The sequence below is a fragment of the uncultured Alsobacter sp. genome (assembly GCF_945952055.1).
Classification (GTDB): Bacteria; Pseudomonadota; Alphaproteobacteria; order Rhizobiales; family Beijerinckiaceae; genus Alsobacter.
In genome coordinates, this window is record NZ_CAMFHB010000010.1 from 129,090 (window position 1) to 148,571 (window position 19,482).

Sequence of the window (19,482 nt, forward strand, 5' to 3'; positions counted from 1 at the left end):
TTCAGCCCAGCGATCGCCCGATGGCGCGCGACACGGTCCCACCGCGTCCGTCACGCGCCATTGCGTCATAGGCCGCAAACAGCCCGATCAAGGCGACGAGGGTGACGAGAAACAGCGCGCCAAGCGACGTGCGATCGGATGACATGCGTCCTCCCGAAGCGTTCGACCAACAAACCGACTGACGATCACTTGGCCGTTGATTCGCGGCCTCAACGTGGCAGTAAGGCAACGCGCCGACAATATTTCGCCTTACTGTCGCAACGTGCCCGCATCTCTGGCGGACCTTTGGGCGGGGGAGCGTTCCGGTCGCTTCGCCGCTCCGACGCGCCTCGCGCGCTTCGGTGGTCCAGCTCGCGCCATCCCCCCGCCGTCATCGCCGGGCCTGGTCGGGGCACCCATAGCCCAGCCGAAGTGGTGGATGCCGGGGCCAAGCCCGGCCCCCGCCGCGCCTCAGGGACCCGGCGGATTGAGCAGCATTCCGGGAGCGTCTGCGGCTTGGGCCTGCGTCAACGCGACGCGGCCGTTGGCCAGCATCGCGCTGCCGCTCGCGACGAGGGCCAGCGCCTGGGGGTAGAGCACGTGTTCGACCGTCAGCACGCGCGCGGCGAGCGTGTCGGGTGTGTCGCCTTCCAGCACCGGGACGGCGCCCTGGGCGACGATGGGGCCTGCATCCAGTTCGGGCACGACGAAATGCACCGTCGCCCCATGGAGCCGGACGCCCTCGGCCAGCGCCCGCTCGTGCGTGTGCAGGCCCCGGAACGAGGGCAGCAGCGACGGATGGATGTTGAGGAGCCGTCCCGGCCAGCGCTCGATGAACCACGGCGTGAGGACGCGCATGAAGCCGGCCAGACAGACGAGGCCGACGCGGTGGCGCTCCAGTTCCGCCTGCAGCGCCTGTTCGAAGGCCTCGCGCCCGCCGAAGGCCTTGTGGTCGACGCAGACGGTCGGCAGGCCGGCCGCGGCCGCGCGGGCCAGGCCGCCGGCATCGGGGCGGTTGGCGGCCACGAGCACGATCTCGGCCGGGAACGAGGGCGACCTGGCCGCCTCGATCAGCACGGTCATGTTGGACCCGCGCCCGGAGATGAGAATGGCCGTGCGGAGCCGGCGGGTCACAGCGCGAGCTGCCCCGTGGTGACCACTGCCGCGCCGCCCGCCCGCGGCACCACGGCCCCGAGCCGCACCGGGTTCTCGCCCGCGCCCCGGAAGGCCGCCTCGACCGCGTCGGCCTTGTCGGCGGCGACCACGGCGACCATGCCGATGCCGCAGTTGAAGGTGCGCAGCATCTCGCTTTCGGCGACGCCGCCGGCGCGCGCGAGCCAGCGGAACACCGGCAGCACGGGAACGGCGTCGAGATCGAGGCGCACCGCCACGGTGTCGGGCAGCACCCGCGGGATGTTGTCGGGGAAGCCGCCGCCGGTGATGTGGGCGAGCGCCTTGAGACCGGCGGTCGCCCGCAGCGCGGTCAGCACCGGCTTGACGTAGAGCCGCGTGGGCTCGAGCAGGGCTTCGCCGAGGCTCTTGGACGGATCGAAGGGGGCGGGGTCGGTGAGGGCGAGGCCGGACGCCTCGACGATGCGGCGCACCAGGGAGAAGCCGTTGGAGTGCACGCCCGAGGAGGGCAGGCCGAGGAGCACGTCGCCGGCCATCACGTCGGGGCGGGGCAGCATGGTGCCGCGCTCGGCGGCTCCGACGGCAAATCCCGCGAGGTCGTAGTCGCCCGCCTTGTACAGCCCGGGCATCTCGGCGGTCTCGCCGCCGATCAGGGCGCAGCCGCTGTCGAGGCAGGCCTGGGCGATGCCCTTCACCACCTCGGCGCCGACGCTCGGGGCGAGCTTGCCGGTGGCGAAGTAGTCCAGGAAGAACAGCGGCTCGGCACCCTGGACCACCAGGTCGTTGACGCTCATGGCCACGAGGTCGATGCCGATGGAGTGGTGGATGCCCATCTCGATGGCGATCATGACCTTGGTGCCCACGCCATCGTTGGCGGCCACCAGCACCGGATCCTTGAACCCTGCGGCCTTGAGGTCGAAGAGACCGCCGAAGCCGCCGATCTCGGCGTCGGCGCCGGGGCGTCGCGTGGCGCGCACCAGCGGCTTGATCGCGTCGACCAGAGCGTTGCCAGCATCGATGTCCACGCCGGCGTCGGCGTAGGTCAGTCCGTTGGCGGGTGTCTCGGCCATCGCGGGTCCTCCTGCAACGGCTCCGAGTAAGGCCGCGTGGGGCCGGAGGCAAGGGGCGGAAGGCCTCGGCGCGCTTCTGACCACGGAAAGCTGCGGGGAAAGCCTCGCGGTGGCGCTTTCGCATCCCTATCTTGCAGGTGGAGGTCGCCGCTTGCCCGTCAATCTGCCCAACATCATCACGATCGGCCGGCTCTTTCTCGTCCCCTTCGTGGTGGCGATGATCCTGCGCGGCCAGTGGTCGCTCGCCTTCTTCGCGTTCCTCCTCGCCGGCATCTCGGACGCCGTGGACGGGTTCATCGCCCGCCGGTTCGACATGCGCTCGGAACTGGGGGCCTATCTCGACCCGCTCGCCGACAAGGCGCTGCTCGTCTCCATCTACATCACGCTCTCCGTCGTCGCGGTGATGCCGAGCTGGATGGCGATCGTCGTGGTGTCGCGCGACCTGATGATCGTGGGCGCCGTGGTGCTCTCCTGGGTCCTGTCGAATCCGGTGATCATCAACCCGTCTCGGCTGTCCAAGCTCAACACGGCGGCGCAGATCGCGCTCGCGGGCCTGGTGCTCGGGGCTCATGCCTTCGCCATCGAGGACGACGTCTATCTCGACCAGTTGCTGCTCGTGGTGGCCGCCTTGACGACGGCGTCCGCGGCCCACTATCTCGCTCAGTGGCTGCGCCACATGACGTCCTGACGCCAGGAGGCACCGCCATGACTGTGGAACGCCAGGTCCTGTTCTGGCTCGCGGCGCTCGCCCTGTTCGTGCTGGCGTTGTGGCTGTTCAGCGGCATCCTCCTGCCGTTCGTGGCGGGCCTCGTGCTGGCCTATTTCCTCGATCCGCTGGCCGATCGCCTGGAGCGGCTCGGGCTGAGCAGGCTGTGGGCGACGATCGTCATCCTGGGGCTGTTCATCGTCCTGTTCGCGGTGGCGCTCCTGGGCATCGTGCCGTTCATCGCGTCCGACCTGGCCCGCTTCCTGGCCCGCATCCCCGAGTATGCCCGCCAGCTCCAGGACCTCGTCGCGACCCGCGGCTGGCCCCTGCTGGAGCGGCTCGGGGTGTCGACCTCCGTGCCGGACCTCCAGAATTCGCTCAGCGACGTGGTGGGCAAGGGCGTCACCTGGCTGGTGAACCTGCTCTCCTCGCTGTGGACGGGCGGCCAGGCGCTGGTGGGCGTGCTGTCGCTCCTGGTCGTGACGCCCGTCGTGGCCTTCTATCTCCTCGTCGACTGGGACGAGATGATCGCCAATGTCGACCGCTGGCTGCCGCGCCGCCACCGCGACACGATCCGGGGCCTGGCGCGCGAGATCAACGACGCCATCGCGGGCTTCATCCGCGGCCAGGCGCTCGTCTGCCTCCTGCTCGGCGGCTGGTACGCGATCGGCCTGTCGCTCACCGGGCTCAACTTCGGCTTCCTGATCGGCCTGTTGTCGGGCCTGCTGTCGTTCATCCCCTATGTCGGGTCGCTGACGGGCCTGATCCTGTCGGCCGGCGTCGCGCTGGTGCAGTTCTGGCCGGACGGGCTGAAGATCGGCCTCGTGCTGGCCGTGTTCTTCTCCGGGCAGTTCCTGGAGGGCAACATCCTGTCGCCCAAGCTCGTCGGCACGGCCGTGGGGCTGCACCCCGTCTGGCTGATGTTCGCTCTGTTCGCCTTCGGTACGCTGTTCGGGTTCGTCGGCCTGCTGCTGGCCGTTCCCCTGGCGGCCACCGCCGGAGTGCTGGCGCGCTTCGCGCTGCGGCAGTACCTGGCGAGCCCGCTGTATTCGGGCCATCCGGCGCCGCGCCCGGCCGCCCGGCCCGTCGAGTTCGAATAAGGCGTCCCATGCCCGATCCGGACGGACCTCCCCGCCAGCTGGCGCTCGACCTGCCGTTCGAGACGCGGCTCGATGCCGAGGACTTCCTGGTGTCCCCCGCCAACGAGGAGGCCTACGGGGTCGTCGAGGCCTGGCCGGATTGGCCCGATCCCGTGCTGCTCATGGTGGGGCCCGAAGGGGCGGGCAAGAGCCATCTCGCCGCCATCTGGGCCGCCCGGAGCCATGCCTGGACGGTGGCGCGCGCGGCGCTGCGGGATGCCGACGTGCCGCGCCTGGCCTCCACCGGCGCCCTCGTGCTGGAGGACTGCGACCAGGCGCACGGGCATGAGGACGCCCTGTTCCACCTGCTCAACCTGGTGCGGGAGCGGCGGACCTTCCTGCTGATGACCGCGCGCCATGCGCCGGAGGCGTGGGGGCTCGCCACGGCCGACATCCTGTCGCGGCTGCGGCTGGCGCCGCGCGTGCAGCTCGGCGCGCCCGACGACGGCCTGCTCAAGGCGGTCCTGGTGAAGCTGTTCCTCGACCGCCAGCTCGTGATCGACACAACGGTGGTCGACTACATCGCGCAGCGCATCGAGCGCTCGATCCCGGCAGCGCGGGCCGTGGTCGACGGCCTCGACCGGCTGGCGCTCGAACGGGGCCGGCGGATCACGCGCGCGCTGGCCGGCGAAATCCTGCGGGGGGCCGAGGACGATGGCGAAGACACCTGACACCAAACGTCATCGCGCCGTCGTGAAGACGGGTGACAAGGGCGCCGCGACGACGGAGGATGGCACCGTGAAGACGGTCAATGCCGCGCGGCCAGCCCGAAGGAAGGCTCCGGCGGCGATCGAGAGGGGGGAGCAGGCGGCGATGCTGAAGGACGAGCTGGCCCAGCGCCGGCCGACACTGGCCGAACCCGAGACGGTGATTCCGCCTCGGCCGAGCCCGCTCCGCCACTCTCCCGAGCGCTTCTTCAACCGCGAGCTCTCCTGGCTCCACTTCAACCGCCGGGTCTGCGAGGAGGCCTCCAACCGCAATCACCCGGTGCTGGAGCAGCTGCGCTTCCTGTCCATCTCGGCCGCCAACCTGGACGAGTTCTTCATGGTCCGGGTGGCCGGCCTGAAGGGCCAGGTGCGGTCCGGTGTGGTCCAGCTGTCGCAGGACGGTCTCACGCCGGCCGAACAGCTCGCCAGGATCGGGGAGGCCGTGACCGTGCTGGCGAGCGACCAGCAGCGCCGCTGGCGCGAACTGCGCGACCAGCTGCTCGAGGTCGGGATCGTCCTGGTGGAGGCGCCCGAGGTCACCAAGGCCGAGTTCGCCTGGCTCGACGACTATTTCCTGCACCACGTCTTCCCGGTGCTCACCCCGCTGGCGGTGGATCCCGCCCATCCGTTCCCCTTCATTCCCAATCTCGGCTTCTCGCTGGCGCTGGAGCTGTTCCGGCCTGCCGACGGCCGGACGCTGAACGCGCTCATCCGCGTGCCCGGCCGGGTCGATCGGTTCATCCGCCTTCCGGATCTCGCCGAGACGGGGGCCAGCCGCTTCATCGCGCTCGAGCAGGCCATCGCCCTGTTCACCGGGCGGCTCTTCCCGGGCTACACGGTGAAGGGCCTCGGCGGCTTCCGGGTGATCCGCGACAGCGACATCGAAGTGGAGGAGGAGGCCGAGGACCTCGTCCGCCTGTTCGAGACCGCGCTGAAGCAGCGGCGCCGAGGCTCGGCCATCCGCCTCGAGGTCGAGGCGACCATGCCCGAGACGCTGCGCCAGTTCGTGGCCGAGGAGTTCGACGTCCCCTCCGAGGAGCTGTTCCTGGTGGAGGGCATGCTGGCCCTCAACGACCTGTCCCAGCTCGTCGCGCTGGACCGGCCCGACCTCAAGTTCACGCCCTACAACCCGCGCTTTCCCGAGCGCATCCGCGACCACGGCGGCGACTGCTACGCGGCGATCCGGCAGAAGGACATCGTCGTCCACCATCCCTACGAGTCCTTCGACGTCGTCGTGCAGTTCCTGCAGCAGGCGGCGCGCGATCCCAACGTGGTCGCGATCAAGCAGACGCTCTACCGGACGTCGTCGGACAGCCCGATCATCAAGGCCCTGGCGGAAGCCGCCGAGGCCGGCAAGTCGGTGACGGCCCTCGTCGAGCTCAAGGCACGCTTCGACGAGGAGGCCAACATCCGCTGGGCGCGCGACCTGGAGCGTGCCGGCGTGCAGGTGGTGTTCGGCTTCATCGAGCTGAAGACCCACGCCAAGCTGTCGATGGTGGTGCGGCGCGAGGCCGGGCAGCTCGTGTCCTTCTGCCACGTCGGCACGGGCAACTATCACCCCATCACGGCGCGCGTTTACACCGACCTCAGCTTCTTCACCGCCGATCCGGTGATGGCGCGCGACGTGGCGCGCATCTTCAACTTCATCACGGGCTACGCCGAGCCGGCCGAGCTCGAGCGCATGGCGGTCTCGCCGCTCACGCTCAAGAAGAAGCTGCTGCAGCACATCGTCGAGGAGATCGAGCACGCCAAGGCCGGGCGGCCGGCGGCCATCTGGGCCAAGTGCAACGCGCTGGTCGATCCCGTGATCATCGACGCGCTGTACGACGCCAGCCTGGCCGGCGTGCAGGTCGACCTCGTCGTGCGCGGCATCTGCTGCCTGCGCCCCGGCGTGCCCGGCCTGTCCGACAACATCCGCGTGAAGTCGATCGTCGGGCGCTTCCTGGAGCATTCCCGCATCTACGCCTTCGGCAACGGGCACGGCCTGCCGTCGGCAAAGGCCCATGTGTACATCTCGTCGGCCGACCTGATGCAGCGCAACCTCGACCGCCGCGTCGAGGCGCTCATGCCGATCCTCAATCCCACCGTCCACCAGCAGGTGCTGGACCAGATCATGCTGGCCAACCTCCTCGACAACGAGCAGAGCTGGCGCGTGACCGAGGACGGCTCCAGCGTGCGCATCGCGCCAGGGCCCGACGACAAGCCCTTCAACGCGCACAAGTATTTCATGACGAACCCGAGCCTCTCCGGGCGCGGGAAGTCCATGAAGAGCTCCAGCCCGCGGACGCTGCAGAAGGGGAAGGGTTGAGGCCGAAAGGTCGTGCGGGCTCCGACACGGCCGCTGCGCGGCCTGCTCGGAGCTTGTGAAGCTTTTACCCAAGGACTGGCAGTCCAGTTCAAACCGACCTCTCAGCCGTCATCCCCGGGCTTGGCCCGGGGACCCACGACTTTGCCTGCGCCATTCTCAAGTCGTGGGTGGCCGGGCCAAGCCCGGCCATGACGCGGAGAGAGTGAGGCAAGCTGGACAACTGAAAGATTCACACGCTCTGAGCAGGCCGTGCAGCGGCCCGTCGAAGAACGCAGGCCCTGCGTGTGCACCGTGGACAGCCAGGCGGTCACGGGTTGACTCGCCCCGGCCAATCCCACAGATCGTAAGCCATGCTGCATTCCGCCCAGGGCCGGCTCAAGGTCGGCGACCCGATCGCGATCATCGACATCGGCTCGAACTCGGTGCGCCTCGTCGCCTACGAGGGGAATGTCCGGGCCCCGACGCCGATCTTCAACGAAAAGGTCATGTGCGGCCTGGGGCGCAACGTCCTGTCGACGGGCCGGCTGTCCGAGGACGCCATGTCCAAGGCTCTGGCCGCGCTCGCGCGCTACCGGGTGCTCTGTGACACGATGGGCATCTCGGAGGTGCGGGTGCTCGCCACGGCCGCGGCCCGCGACGCTTCGAACGGGGCGGCCTTCCTGTCTGAATGCGAGCGCGTGACGGGGCGCAAGGTCGAGCTCATCCCGGGCAAGCGCGAGGCGCGCCTTTCGGCGCTGGGCATCGTTTCCGGCATCTGGAAGCCGGACGGGATCGTCGGCGACATGGGCGGCGGGTCGCTGGAGCTCATCGACGTCAAGGGCCACCGCCTCACCGGGGCCGTGTCGCTGCAGCTGGGAGGCCTCGCCCTCCAGGACCAGTCGGGCGGCAACCTGAAGAAGGCGCTGAAGATCGTCCGCAAAGCCCTGGGCGAGGCGCCGCTGCTCGCCGCCGCCAAGGGCCGGGCGTTCTACGCGGTGGGTGGCACCTGGCGTTCGCTGGCCAGGCTTCACATGAAGCAGCGTGGCTATCCCCTTCACGTCATGCACAATTACGTGATCCCGACCCGCGATGCCGAGGACTTTGCCAGGCTCGTGGAGAGGGTCGAGGCGGAGACGCTCGACAGCATCGAGACCGTGTCGGCCCAGCGCCGGCCGCTGCTCGGCTACGGCGCCCTGGTGCTCGAGCAGATCATCAAGATCGCCAAGCCCTCCGAAATCGTGGTCTCGGCGCTCGGCGTGCGCGAGGGCGTCCTGTACGAGCAGTTGGACGAAGCCCAGCGCCACGAAGATCCGCTGCTCGCGATGGCGGGCGACCTCAACGTCCTGCGCTCGCGCGCTCCCAAGCACGGCGAGGATCTCGCCCGCTGGACCGACGCGCTGATGGCGTCCTCGGGCCTCGACGAGACGGCCGACGAGAAGCGCCTTCGCCACGCGGCCTGCCTTCTGGCCGACATCGGCTGGCGCGCCCATCCGGAGTACCGGGGCGAGCAGTCGCTCAACATCATCGCCCATGCCGGCTTCATCGGCATCGACCACCCCGGGCGGGCCTACCTGGCGCTCGCGGTGGCGTACCGGCACATGGGCCTGAACGACGACGACGTCAGCCCGCGGCTGCGCGAACTGGCCTCGACCCGCATGATCGACCGGGCCCGGATCCTGGGCGCGGCCATGCGCGTCGCCTATCTGCTGAGCGCGGCGATGCCGGGCGTGCTCGGCCGTACGCCGCTGCTCTGCCACGCGGGGTTGCTCGACCTGACGCTCCCGCCCGACTTCGCGCCCCTGGCCAGCGACCGCCTGTTCAACCGCCTGAAACAGCTCGCGCGCATCATCGGCCGGACGCCGAACATCACATTCGCCGATTAAGTGCTTGCGCCGACTAAGCGCTTGCGCCGGGAGAGTGCGCGGCGCCGTTCGGCCGCGCACTACCGCGTGATCGAGATCACCTTGCCGTTCTCCACGGCGAGCGCCACGCGGCCGTGCTTCAGGCCGAGGGCGTTCTCGCCGAAGAGCTGGCGTCGCCAGCCCTGCAGGGCCGGCACGTCCGCCTCGTCGTCGGCGGCGATGGCTTCGAGGTCGTCCACCGTGGCGACGATCTTGGCGGCGACGCCCTCGGCCTCGCAGACCATCTTGAGGAGGACCTTGAGCAGGTCGACCGTGGCCTGGTTGGCCGGCTTGCGATGGTTGCGGTCGAAGGCCGGCAGGCTCTTGGGATCGCGCGCGAGGCCGCGCTCGACGGCCGCGACGATCTCGGCCCCGGCGCGCGAGCGCTCGTAGCCCGACGGGATCGAGCGCAGGTGGCCGAGCGCCTCGGCGGAACGCGGTGCCGAGGTGACGATGTCCATGACGGCGTCGTCCTTCAGCACGCGGCTGCGCGGCACGTCGCGGGACTGGGCCTCGCTCTCGCGCCAGGCCGCCAGCTCCATCAGGACGGCGAGCTCCTTGGGCTTGCGAATGCGGCCCTTCAGGCGGTGCCAAGCGTCCTCCGGCTTCATCTCGTAGGTCGAGGCGGAGGTCAGCACCCGCATCTCGTCCTCGAGCCAGTGGGTGCGCCCGGTCTTCTCGAGCTGCTTGGCCAGTTCCTGGTAGACGGCGCGCAGATGGGTGACGTCGGAGCGCGCATAGACGAGCTGCGCCTCCGACAGCGGCCGCTTCGACCAGTCCGTGAAGCGCGACGACTTGTCGATGCGCGCCTTGGCCAGGTCGTGGGCGAGCTGCTCGTAGGAGACGCTGTCGCCGTAGCCGCAGACCATGGCCGCCACCTGGGTGTCGAACAGCGGCGAGGGAATGCAGCTGTCGAGATTCCAGAGAATTTCCAGGTCCTGGCGGCCGGAATGGACCACCTTGACCACGGCCGGGTTGCGCATGAGCGCGAAGAACGGGGCGAGATCGATGCCCTGGGCCAGTGGATCGACCAGCACCACCTCGTCTTCCGAGGCCAGCTGGATGAGGCACAGCTTGGGGTAATAGGTCGTTTCCCGCATGAACTCCGTGTCGAATGTCACGAAGGCATGGCGGGCGAGGCGTTCACAGGCCCCGGCGAGGGCGTCGGTCGAGTCAATCAGCGGCATTCGCGACCCATAAAGGAAACTGGTCCGTTGCGCCACGCTGCAAAGGGCGGGCCATGCTTGTTCCTTCGCGGGGCGGCTGCACCCGCCGCCTTGACATTTCCCCTGCGGCGAGGCGTTGTCCGCCCCGTTCGCGAGACGAGGACTTGCCATGCATCGCTACCGCTCCCACACCTGTGGCGCCCTGCGCGCCGGCGACGTCGGCCAGACGGTGCGCCTGTCGGGCTGGTGCCATCGCATCCGTGACCATGGCGGCGTGCTCTTCATCGACCTGCGCGATCACTATGGCATGACGCAGTGCGTGGTGGATCCGGATTCGCCCGCCTTCCGCGATGCCGAGAAGCTGCGCTCCGAATGGGTCGTGCGCTGCGACGGACGCGTGCGCACCCGTCCCGAGGGCACCCAGAACGCCGACCTGCCGACCGGCGCGATCGAGGTCTTCGTGACCGAGATCGAGGTGCTGGGCGCGGCGGCCGAACTGCCGCTGCAGGTGTTCGGCGACCAGCCGTTCCCCGAGGAGACGCGGCTTCGCTACCGCTTCCTGGACCTGCGCCGCGAGAAGCTGCACCAGAACATCATGACCCGCGTGGCCGTGATCGACAGCCTGCGCCGCCGCATGAAGGACCAGGGCTTCAACGAGTTCCAGACGCCGATCCTCACGGCGTCCTCGCCGGAGGGCGCGCGCGACTTCCTGGTGCCGTCGCGCCTGCATCCCGGCAAGTTCTATGCGCTGCCGCAGGCGCCGCAGCAGTACAAGCAGCTCCTGATGATGGCGGGCTTCGACCGCTACTTCCAGATCGCGCCCTGCTTCCGCGACGAGGACCCGCGCGCCGACCGCCTGCCGGGCGAGTTCTACCAGCTCGACCTCGAGATGAGCTTCGTGACCCAGGAGGACGTGTTCGCCGCGGTCGAGCCCGTCATCGGCGGCACGCTGAACGAGTTCGGCAAGGGCAAGCCCGTGACGCCGAGCCCTTGGCCGCGCATTCCCTATGCCGAGGCCATGCGCAAGTACGGCTCCGACAAGCCGGACCTGCGCAACCCGCTCGTCATGCAGGACGTCTCCGAGCACTTCCGCGGCTCGGGCTTCAAGGTGTTCGCGCGCCTGCTCGAGGATCCCAAGAACCAGGTCTGGGCGATTCCGGGGCCGACCGGCGGCTCGCGCGCCTTCTGCGACCGCATGAACAGCTGGGCGCAGGGCGAGGGCCAGCCCGGCCTCGGCTACATCATGTGGCGAGCCGAAGACATCGATGTTTCTGATGCTGAAAAGGTCTCATTGGTCCGAGCACAAAATGAGGGTTCGGAGACCTACAACAGGATTCCAGCAAATCGCTTGATTGTTGGTGCGGGTCCGATCTCCAACAATATTGGTGCTGAACGAACGGAAGCTATCCGAAAGCAGCTCGGGCTCAAGGACGGCGACGCCGCCTTCTTCGTGGCGGGCGATCCGGAAAAGTTCGTGAAGTTCGCCGGGGCGGCGCGCAACAAGGTCGGCTTCGACCTGAAGCTCGTCGACGAGGAGCGCTTCGAGCTCGCCTGGATCGTCGACTTCCCGATGTTCGAGTGGAACGAGGACGACAAGAAGGTCGACTTCTCGCACAACCCGTTCTCGATGCCGCAGGGCGGCCTCGACGCGCTGCAGGGCCAGGATCCGCTGACGATCAAGGCCTTCCAGTACGACATCGCCTGCAACGGCTATGAGATCGCGTCCGGCGGCATCCGCAACCATCGGCCCGAGGCCATGGTGAAGGCCTTCGAGATCGCAGGCTACGGCGAGGAGACGGTGGTCGAGCGCTTCGGCGGCATGTACCGCGCCTTCCAGTACGGCGCACCGCCCCACGGCGGCATGGCCGCCGGCGTCGACCGCATCGTGATGCTGCTGTGCGGAGCGCAGAACCTGCGCGAAGTCGCTCTGTTCCCGATGAACCAGCAGGCGCTCGACCTGCTGATGGCGGCGCCGAGCGATGCCACGCCCAAGCAGCTGCGCGAGCTGCACCTGCGGCTGAACCTGCCGGAGTGAACGGCGGGCGGCCGGGGCGGGGAGGGTGGTCATGACCCTGCCGGTCACGGCCGTCGTCGTCGCCTATGACAGCGCCCACGTGCTCCCCGCCTGCCTCGCGGCGCTGGCGCGGGACGGCGTGCCCGCGGTGGTGGTGGACAATGCGAGCGGGGACGGCAGCGCCGACCTCGCCGAGCGGCTGGGCGCCACGGTCGTCCGCAACGCCCGCAACGAGGGGTTCGGGCGCGGCGTGAACGCCGGGGTCGCCGCGGCCGCCACGCCGTACTGCCTCATCACCAATCCGGACCTCACCTACGATCCCGGCGCCGTCGCGGCGCTGCTCGAGGCCGCCGCCCGCTGGCCCGACGCCGGCATCCTGGCCCCGCGGCTGATCGAGCCCGACGGCCGGTTCTTCTGGCAGCACCGCTCGCTGCTCGCGCCCTACCTCACCAACCCGCGCAACGTGATCGCGCTGCCCGACGGTGACTGCTGCGCCCCCTTCGTCTCCGGGGCGTCGATGCTGGTGTCGCGCGACCGATTCCTGGACCTCGGCGGCTTCGACCCGAACATCTTCCTGTTCTACGAGGACGACGACCTCTGTCGCCGGGTCGCCGACGCCGGCCAGGCCATCGTGCACGTGCATGACGCGGTGGCCCGGCACGTCCGGGGCGGATCGTCGTCCCCGCGCAAGGGCCGGACCCGGCGGGCCCGCTGGCACATCGCATGGTCGCGGGCCTATGTCTGCCGGAAGTGGGGGCTGCCCGATCCGACCCTCGCCCTGATCCGCCAGAACGGCCCCAAATGGCTGCTCGCCGCGCTCGGCGGCCAGGGCAAGCTCATGGAGCGTTACGGCGGGATCGTCGCGGGGGCCTGGGCCTTCCGGCAGGGCCGCACCGCGCTCGAGCAGGAAGGGCTGAGCTAGCCCGGTCGGAGCGACTTGGGGCGCTGCGCGGTAAGCGTGTGTTTGCTCAATCCCTGGTTCGTGGACGCTGTCGTGGGTTCGGCCGATTCATCGTCGTGAGCGTTTGGACGGTGATCCCGATGCCGACCATGGCCCGTGACAGTGGTGTTGACCGCCCCGGCTCCCGCGCGGGGGATCGGTCCTCGGCGATCTCGCCATGAGGGTGTGCTTCGTCCTCGGCTCGCTCGCCGCGATCACGGGCGGCAATGCCATCGTGCTGGCCCATGCGCGGGCCGCCGCGGCGGCCGGGTGGTCGGTGACCGTCACGGCCCTGCAGGCGTCGGATGTCCCGCCATCGCTCGCATGCGACACCGCGATCCGTGTGCTGCCGCTGGCCGATGCGGTCCGGGCGGGGCGCTACGAGGTCGTCGTCGCGACCTTCTGGCGGACGGTCTACGCCCTGCCGGAATTCGACGCCGGGCGGTGGGTCTACTTCGTCCAGTCCATCGAGACGCGCTTCGTGCCGAAAGCCCGGGCGCTGGAGCGGGCCGCGGCGGACATGACCTACATGGTAGACATGCCCGTCGTCACGACCGGGGCCTGGATGCAGGAGTTCCTGCAGGCGCGCTTCGGGCGGGTCGTGGCGGTGGCCCCCGTGTTCACCGACCCGGCGGTCCATGCGCCCGAAGGCCGGGCGCTGGCGCCGCGCGTGCCCGGGCGGTTGCGCGTGCTCGTGGAGGGGCCGCTGCGCATGCGGCTGAAGAACGTGCCGCGGACGGTCGCGCTCGCCCGTCGGTCCCGGGCCCACGAGCTCTGGTTGATGACCCAGTCCGACGTGCCGTTCTATCTGGGGGTCGACCGGCTGCTGACGCGCGTCGCGCCGGAGGAGACCGGTTCCGTCTACCGGTCCTGCGACGTCATCCTGCGGCTGTCGCTCGTGGAGGGCGTGTCCCTGGTTCCGCTGGAGATGATGGCCTGCGGCGGGACCGCGGTGACCAACGACGTCACCGGCCACGACGACTACATGCGCAACGGCCTCAACGGCCTCGTCGTGCCCACCCATGACGAGGACGCCGCCGTCAACGCGCTGAACCGGCTGGCCGACCATCCGGCGCTGCTGGAGCGCCTGCGGGCGGGCGCGCTGCAGACGGCGCGCGAGCGTGTCGCGCCCACGCAGGCGTCGGCCCTGTTCCTGGCGGCGGTCGAGGACGCGTGCCGGCAGCCCTTCGACGTGCAGGCCGCGGCGCGGATGGTGCGCCGCTTCCGCAAGCTTCTGCTGGGCTGCGAGACGGCGATTCCCACACGGCCCGCGAGGCGGGCGCCAAACCGGCTGAGCTCCACGGTCCGGTCGTGGTGGACCATCCTGGAGACGGGCGCGCTGATGGCGCGCCGGCGCACCGATCCCTCCCCGTATCTCGACTTCTGAGCGAAGAGAGAGCGGGTACCAACAACTTCCAATTGCATTTATCCGCGTCCCACGGCATGGGGGCGCGTGACCAAACGCTACTTCGCCACCGCCCGGACCGAAATCGCTCCGCATCTGCCCGCCCGGGTGGAGCGGCTGCTGGACCTCGGCTGCGGGGAGGGGGCTACGACGGCCTTCATCCGCTCGCTGCGCCCGGTGACCTGGGCGGGCGGCGTGGAGATCATGGCCGATGCCGGGCGCATGGCCGAGACCGTGTGCGACAGGGTCTGGGTGGGCAACATCGAGAGCATGATGCCCGAAGCGGAGATCGAGCCGAACTCGCTCGACCTCATCCTGTGCCTGGACGTGCTGGAGCACCTCGCCGATCCCTGGTCGGTGGTGCGGCGCCTGTCGCCGCTGCTGCGGCCGAGCGGGCGGCTGATCGTCTCGCTGCCGAACATCCGCAATTGGAAGTTCATCTGGCGACTGCTGACCCGCGCCGACTTCCACTACAAGGATGCGGGCCTGCTCGACCGCACGCATTTGCGCTTCTTCGTGCGCGACACCGCGATCGAGCTCGCCACGTCGGGCGGCCTGTCGCTCGCCTTCGCGGGAAACGCCCACCCCTGGCCGATCACCGACGGCCGCGGTCTCCTGTCCCGCCTGACCTTCGGCGCGCTCGACGACCTGATGATCAAGCAGTTCGCCATCGTGGCGGAGAAGCGCTAGGCGCGCCGTCCTTCGACACGCCGCCTTTGGCGGCTGCTTAGGATGAGGACGTCCGGGTATTGACCTCTCTCCGCCGTCCTGCCCGGGCTTGGCCCGGGCATCCACGACTTTGCGGGGGCCACGCCTCAGTCGTGGGTTGGCCGGGCCAAGCCCGGCCATGACGCGGAGAGGGAGGCGCCAGCTGGACGACCTAAAGCTTCACACGCTCCGAGCAGGCCGCGAAGCGGCCGTGTCGAAGGACGCAGAACCTTGAGTCAGCGTCAGAGCCGCAGATCGCGGATCGGGCGGCGCAGGATCTCGCCGATCGAGCGCAGTTCCCGGCGAATGAGGAAAGCCTTGCGGGAAAACGAGGAGGCGTCGGCCATCAGCGTGCCGGCGCGCTTCTCCAGCGCCCCCTGGCCCTGCCGCGAGCCGATGACGCTCGTCTCCGCCTCGAGGGCGGCGGCACCCACGGCCCCCAGCTCCGCCACGCCGATGGTGGCCTTGGCGCTGAGCTTGGCCGCCGCGATGCGGCAGGCCATGGCCTGCTCTTCCTCGGCGGTGCGCACCGGGCGCTGCATGATGCCGGTCGCGTCGCGCCACTGCAGGCCCTTGCGGTAGGCCGGCGCCCACTGGACCTGCGCCTCCAGCAGGTCGAGGCCCGCATAGCGGGCCAGCGCCGGGAAGGCGTCGTCGTAGAAGCGCCAGCAGTCCACGGGATAGCGGTGCAGCGGGCCGGAACCGGGCGCATTGATGAAGGCCAGACCGTGCACCTTCAGCACACGGGAGATCTCCATCATGGTGATCCAGAAATACTCGGCGTGTTCGAACACCTGGCTGCAGGTGACCACGTCGATGCTTCCCGTCGGCACCTCGCGCCAGTCGTAGGGCTCGGCCACGACGATGTCGACGTTGATGCCGGCCTCGATGTCGAGACCCCGCAGCGTCCAGGAGGGGTTCTCCATCACGCTGCGGTTGCTGTCGTGGCCCGGATGGGCTACCGCCGAACCGACGTCGAGAATGGACAGTGGCGTGGATTCCAGCCCGTCGAGATAGACGGAGCGGAACACCCGGAGCTTGTCGAGGGCTGAGTCGTGCATGGCTGGTCTTTAGTCAGCAGGGATGGCTGCGGCAACCGAAAACAACTGCTAGTTGCGATGCCATGAGCCTGACCGTCCGGCGCCTGTTCGACCGCCTCCGCCGCCGCCCATCGGGCGCGGGCAACCTGACGCGGGACCACCTGGCGGCGGGTGTGGCCGCCAAAGGGTGGGATATCGGTGATTATTCCTATGGTCGCCTGCGCGTTCGCAACTGGGGCGAGAAGGCTCACCTCAAGATCGGGCGCTATTGCAGCTTCGCGGACGGGGTCGAGATCCTCCTCGGGGGGCACCACCGGACGGATTTCGTCACCACCTATCCGTTCTTCGCTTTCCCGGACCTCTGGCCCGGCGCGCCGCGGCCGGACAATTATCCGTTCGCGCGCGGGGACGTGATCATCGGGTCCGACGTCTGGATCGGGGCAGGCGCCACCATTCTCTCGGGCGTCACGATCGGGCACGGCGCTGTGGTGGCCGCCCGTGCCGTGGTGGTCCGCGACGTCGCGCCCTACGCGATGGTCGGCGGCAATCCGGCGCGCGAGATCGGCACCCGCTTCGCGGCCGAGACCGCGGCGGCGCTCGTCGAGACCGCCTGGTGGGAGCTGGACCGGGAGGCGGTCGCCCGGCTGGTGCCGTTGCTGCAGGGGGCCGACATCGAGGCCGCGCTGGCGGCGATCCGGCGCGAAAGGGCCAAAACGGACTAATTCCGGTCTGGACGCTGGCCGACGCTCCCGCTTAGACAAAGGAGGGAGGCCCCAGGCCACCGAGGGGAAACGATACGACGGTCGCTGGACGGCCGCAGCGGGGATCATGTCATGGCGTCGTCAATGTCGGATGACCTGCGCACCGGCGCGCTCGTCTACCACCAGTTCCCCCGGCCGGGAAAACTCGAGATCCAGGCGACCAAGCCGCTCGGCAACCAGCGCGACCTCGCGCTCGCCTATTCCCCCGGCGTCGCCGCCCCGTGCGAGGCCATCGCCGCCGATCCCCACAAAGCCGCCGACTACACCGCCCGCCAGAACCTCGTGGCCGTGGTGTCGAACGGCACCGCCGTGCTTGGCCTCGGCGACATCGGTCCGCTCGCCTCCAAGCCCGTGATGGAGGGCAAGGCCGTCCTGTTCAAGAAGTTCGCCGGTATCGACGTGTTCGACATCGAGGTGGCGGAGAAGAACGTGGAGCGCCTAGTCGACGTGGTCGCGGCGCTGGAGCCGACCTTCGGCGGCATCAACCTGGAAGACATCAAGGCTCCCGAGTGCTTCGAGGTCGAGGCGCAACTGCGCGAGCGCATGGCCATCCCGGTCTTCCACGACGACCAGCATGGCACCGCGATCATCGTCGGCGCCGCGGTCCAGAACGCCCTGGCGATCGCCGGCAAGGACATCGCCAAGGTCAAGATCGTCGCCTCCGGCGCCGGCGCCGCCGCGCTGGCCTGCCTCAACCTCCTCGTGTCGCTGGGCGCCAACCGCGCCAACATCTGGGTGACCGACATCGAGGGCGTGGTCTACGAGGGCCGCCCGACGCTCATGGATCGCTGGAAATCCGTCTTCGCGCAGAAGACGGACAAGCGCACCCTGGCCGAGGTCATCGAGGGCGCCGACATCTTCCTCGGCCTGTCGGCCGGCGGCGTCCTGAAGCCCGCGATGGTGTCGGGGATGGCGCCCCATCCGCTGATCCTGGCGCTGGCCAACCCCAATCCGGAGATCATGCCGGAGGACGCCAAGGCCGTGCGGCCCGACGCGATGATCTGCACGGGGCGCTCGGACTATCCCAACCAGGTCAACAACGTCCTGTGCTTCCCCTACATCTTCAGGGGCGCCCTGGACGTGGCGGCCACGACGATCAACGAGGAGATGAAGCACGCCTCGGTCGAGGCCATCGCGCGGCTCGCGCGCGAGGCGCCCTCCGACGTGGCGGCGCGGGCCTATGGCGGCGAGGTGAAGACCTTCGGCGCCGAATCGCTGATCCCGAGCCCCTTCGACCCCCGCCTGATCCTGCGCATCGCGCCGGCGGTGGCGAAGGCTGCAATGGATTCCGGCGTCGCCAAGCGTCCGATCACCGACTTCCAGGCCTATGAGGAGACGCTGTCGCGCTTCGTCTTCCGCTCGGGCTTCATCATGAAGCCGCTCTTCTCCCAGGCGAAGGCCGCGCCCAAGCGCGTCATCTACGCCGACGGCGAGGACGAGCGCGTGCTGCGCGCCGCCCAGGTCGCTCTCGAGGAAGGGATCGCCGTGCCGATCCTGGTCGGCCGCCCGGCGGTGATCACCGCCCGCTGCGAGCGCTACGGCCTCGCCATCCGGCCGGGCAAGGACCTCGAGGTCATCAATCCCGAGGACGATCCGCGCTACCGCGACTACGTCGCCACCTTCGTCGAGCGCTCGGGCCGGCGGGGCATCACGCCGGATGCGGCCCGCAGCCTGGTGCGCACCTCGACCACCGTCATCGCGGCCATCGCCGTCATCCGCGGCGACGCCGACGCGATGATCTGCGGCCTGGAGGGACGCTTCCAGTCGAAGCTGCGGCTGATCCGCGACATCATCGGTCTCGCGCCCGGCGTGAAGGGCCTCTCCTCGATGACCCTGCTGATCACCAGCAAGGGCAACTATTTCCTCGCCGACACCCACGTGCGGACCGATCCGACCGCGACCGAACTCGCCGACATGACGGTGATGTGCGCCGAGCACGTCACGCGCTTCGGCATCACGCCGAAGATCGCCCTCGTCAGCCACTCGGACTTCGGCGAGGCGGACACGCCGTCGGCGCTGAAGATGCGGGAGGCACTCGCCCTCATCCGCGACAAGGCGCCCGGCCTCGAGGTGGACGGCGAAATGCAGGGCGACACGGCCCTCTCGGAGCTCGTGCGCGAGCGCAAGCTGCCGCACTCGACGCTGAAGGGGGAGGCCAACCTCCTCGTCATGCCGAACCTGGACGCGGCCAACGTCGCCTACCAATTCATCAAGGTGCTGGCGGACGCGCTTCCGATCGGGCCGATCATGATCGGCCCGGCCAAGCCGGCGCACATCCTGACGACGTCGGTGACGGCGCGCGGCGTGGTCAACATGACCGCGCTGGCGGTCGTGGAAGCCCAGGCGCACCAGGCCGCCGCGGGCTGACGCCTCGCGGCGGGAAGGGGGATGGACGGAGGGGGCGAGACGTCCAGCTCGCGTCACTCTCCGCGCGTCCTACCCGGGCCGAGCCCTTCGGCATGCGTACGATCGACTCTCGGTCGTTGAGCGCGTTTTCCCTCCCCTGCAGGGGAGGGAGAGCGCCCTTC

General features: G+C 69.5%; 16 protein-coding genes. 11 read left to right on the forward strand and 5 right to left on the reverse strand.

From position 1 onward, the window contains the following. Position 1 precedes the first annotated feature (1 nt). The 3 genes from Q0Q47_RS10320 to purM all read right to left on the reverse strand — a co-directional run bounded on the left by Q0Q47_RS10320 (position 2) and on the right by purM (position 2,180). Positions 2–145 (reverse strand): hypothetical protein, encoded by a 144-nt coding sequence (locus tag Q0Q47_RS10320; protein WP_293858445.1) that lies wholly within the window; start codon positions 143–145, stop codon positions 2–4. A 305-nt stretch (positions 146–450) separates the two neighbouring features. Continuing rightward, positions 451–1,113 carry a phosphoribosylglycinamide formyltransferase gene (gene purN, locus Q0Q47_RS10325; RefSeq protein WP_293858448.1) on the reverse strand — a complete coding sequence of 221 codons (663 nt, stop codon included), beginning with the start codon at positions 1,111–1,113 and terminating at the stop codon, positions 451–453. Then, positions 1,110–2,180, reverse strand: a complete 1,071-nt coding sequence (gene purM / locus Q0Q47_RS10330; protein WP_293858451.1) for a phosphoribosylformylglycinamidine cyclo-ligase — start codon at positions 2,178–2,180, stop codon at positions 1,110–1,112. The genes purN and purM overlap by 4 nt, the downstream gene beginning before the upstream one ends. A gap of 151 nt (positions 2,181–2,331) precedes the next feature. On the opposite strand from purM, the gene Q0Q47_RS10335 reads away from it, so the two are divergent. From Q0Q47_RS10335 to ppx, 5 genes are all read left to right on the forward strand, one after another. Then, positions 2,332–2,868 (forward strand): CDP-alcohol phosphatidyltransferase family protein, encoded by a 537-nt coding sequence (locus Q0Q47_RS10335; protein ID WP_293858454.1) that lies wholly within the window; start codon positions 2,332–2,334, stop codon positions 2,866–2,868. Positions 2,869–2,885: 17 nt separating this feature from the next. Next, a complete protein-coding gene (locus Q0Q47_RS10340) occupies positions 2,886–3,986 on the forward strand; it encodes an AI-2E family transporter (RefSeq protein WP_293858457.1) in 1,101 nt (366 codons plus the stop codon). A gap of 8 nt (positions 3,987–3,994) precedes the next feature. After that, a complete protein-coding gene (locus Q0Q47_RS10345) occupies positions 3,995–4,696 on the forward strand; it encodes a DnaA/Hda family protein (protein WP_293858460.1) in 702 nt (233 codons plus the stop codon). Next, complete coding sequence (locus tag Q0Q47_RS10350; RefSeq protein ID WP_293858463.1) at positions 4,680–7,040, forward strand: RNA degradosome polyphosphate kinase; 2,361 nt, start codon at positions 4,680–4,682, stop codon at positions 7,038–7,040. The genes Q0Q47_RS10345 and Q0Q47_RS10350 overlap by 17 nt, the downstream gene beginning before the upstream one ends. A gap of 350 nt (positions 7,041–7,390) precedes the next feature. Next, a complete protein-coding gene (ppx, locus tag Q0Q47_RS10355) occupies positions 7,391–8,902 on the forward strand; it encodes an exopolyphosphatase (protein WP_293858466.1) in 1,512 nt (503 codons plus the stop codon). Between the two features lie 59 nt (positions 8,903–8,961). Here the strand turns inward: ppx and rnd are convergent, their stop codons facing one another. Continuing rightward, positions 8,962–10,107: a ribonuclease D gene (rnd, locus tag Q0Q47_RS10360; protein WP_293858469.1), complete on the reverse strand. Its 1,146-nt coding sequence runs from the start codon at positions 10,105–10,107 to the stop codon at positions 8,962–8,964. Between the two features lie 148 nt (positions 10,108–10,255). On the opposite strand from rnd, the gene aspS reads away from it, so the two are divergent. From aspS to Q0Q47_RS10380, 4 genes are all read left to right on the forward strand, one after another. Continuing rightward, positions 10,256–12,121, forward strand: coding sequence for an aspartate--tRNA ligase (gene aspS / locus Q0Q47_RS10365; protein ID WP_293858472.1), 1,866 nt, complete (start codon positions 10,256–10,258; stop codon positions 12,119–12,121). Positions 12,122–12,152: 31 nt separating this feature from the next. Then, positions 12,153–13,022: a glycosyltransferase gene (locus Q0Q47_RS10370; protein WP_293858475.1), complete on the forward strand. Its 870-nt coding sequence runs from the start codon at positions 12,153–12,155 to the stop codon at positions 13,020–13,022. Positions 13,023–13,218: 196 nt separating this feature from the next. After that, on the forward strand, positions 13,219–14,427 hold the full coding sequence (locus Q0Q47_RS10375) for a glycosyltransferase family 4 protein (protein ID WP_293858478.1): 1,209 nt from the start codon (positions 13,219–13,221) through the stop codon (positions 14,425–14,427). 66 nt (positions 14,428–14,493) lie between these two features. Beyond that, a complete protein-coding gene (locus tag Q0Q47_RS10380) occupies positions 14,494–15,135 on the forward strand; it encodes a bifunctional 2-polyprenyl-6-hydroxyphenol methylase/3-demethylubiquinol 3-O-methyltransferase UbiG (protein WP_293858481.1) in 642 nt (213 codons plus the stop codon). Positions 15,136–15,395: 260 nt separating this feature from the next. Here the strand turns inward: Q0Q47_RS10380 and Q0Q47_RS10385 are convergent, their stop codons facing one another. After that, positions 15,396–16,214: a methyltransferase domain-containing protein gene (locus tag Q0Q47_RS10385; protein WP_293858484.1), complete on the reverse strand. Its 819-nt coding sequence runs from the start codon at positions 16,212–16,214 to the stop codon at positions 15,396–15,398. Between the two features lie 62 nt (positions 16,215–16,276). Between Q0Q47_RS10385 and Q0Q47_RS10390 the strand changes: the two genes are divergently transcribed. Together Q0Q47_RS10390 and Q0Q47_RS10395 are read left to right on the forward strand one after the other, a co-directional pair. Further along, entirely contained in the window at positions 16,277–16,915 is a 639-nt protein-coding gene (locus Q0Q47_RS10390) for a CatB-related O-acetyltransferase (RefSeq protein ID WP_293858487.1), read from the forward strand. Between the two features lie 111 nt (positions 16,916–17,026). After that, positions 17,027–19,321, forward strand: a complete 2,295-nt coding sequence (locus Q0Q47_RS10395; RefSeq protein ID WP_293858490.1) for an NADP-dependent malic enzyme — start codon at positions 17,027–17,029, stop codon at positions 19,319–19,321. Positions 19,322–19,482 lie beyond the last annotated feature (161 nt).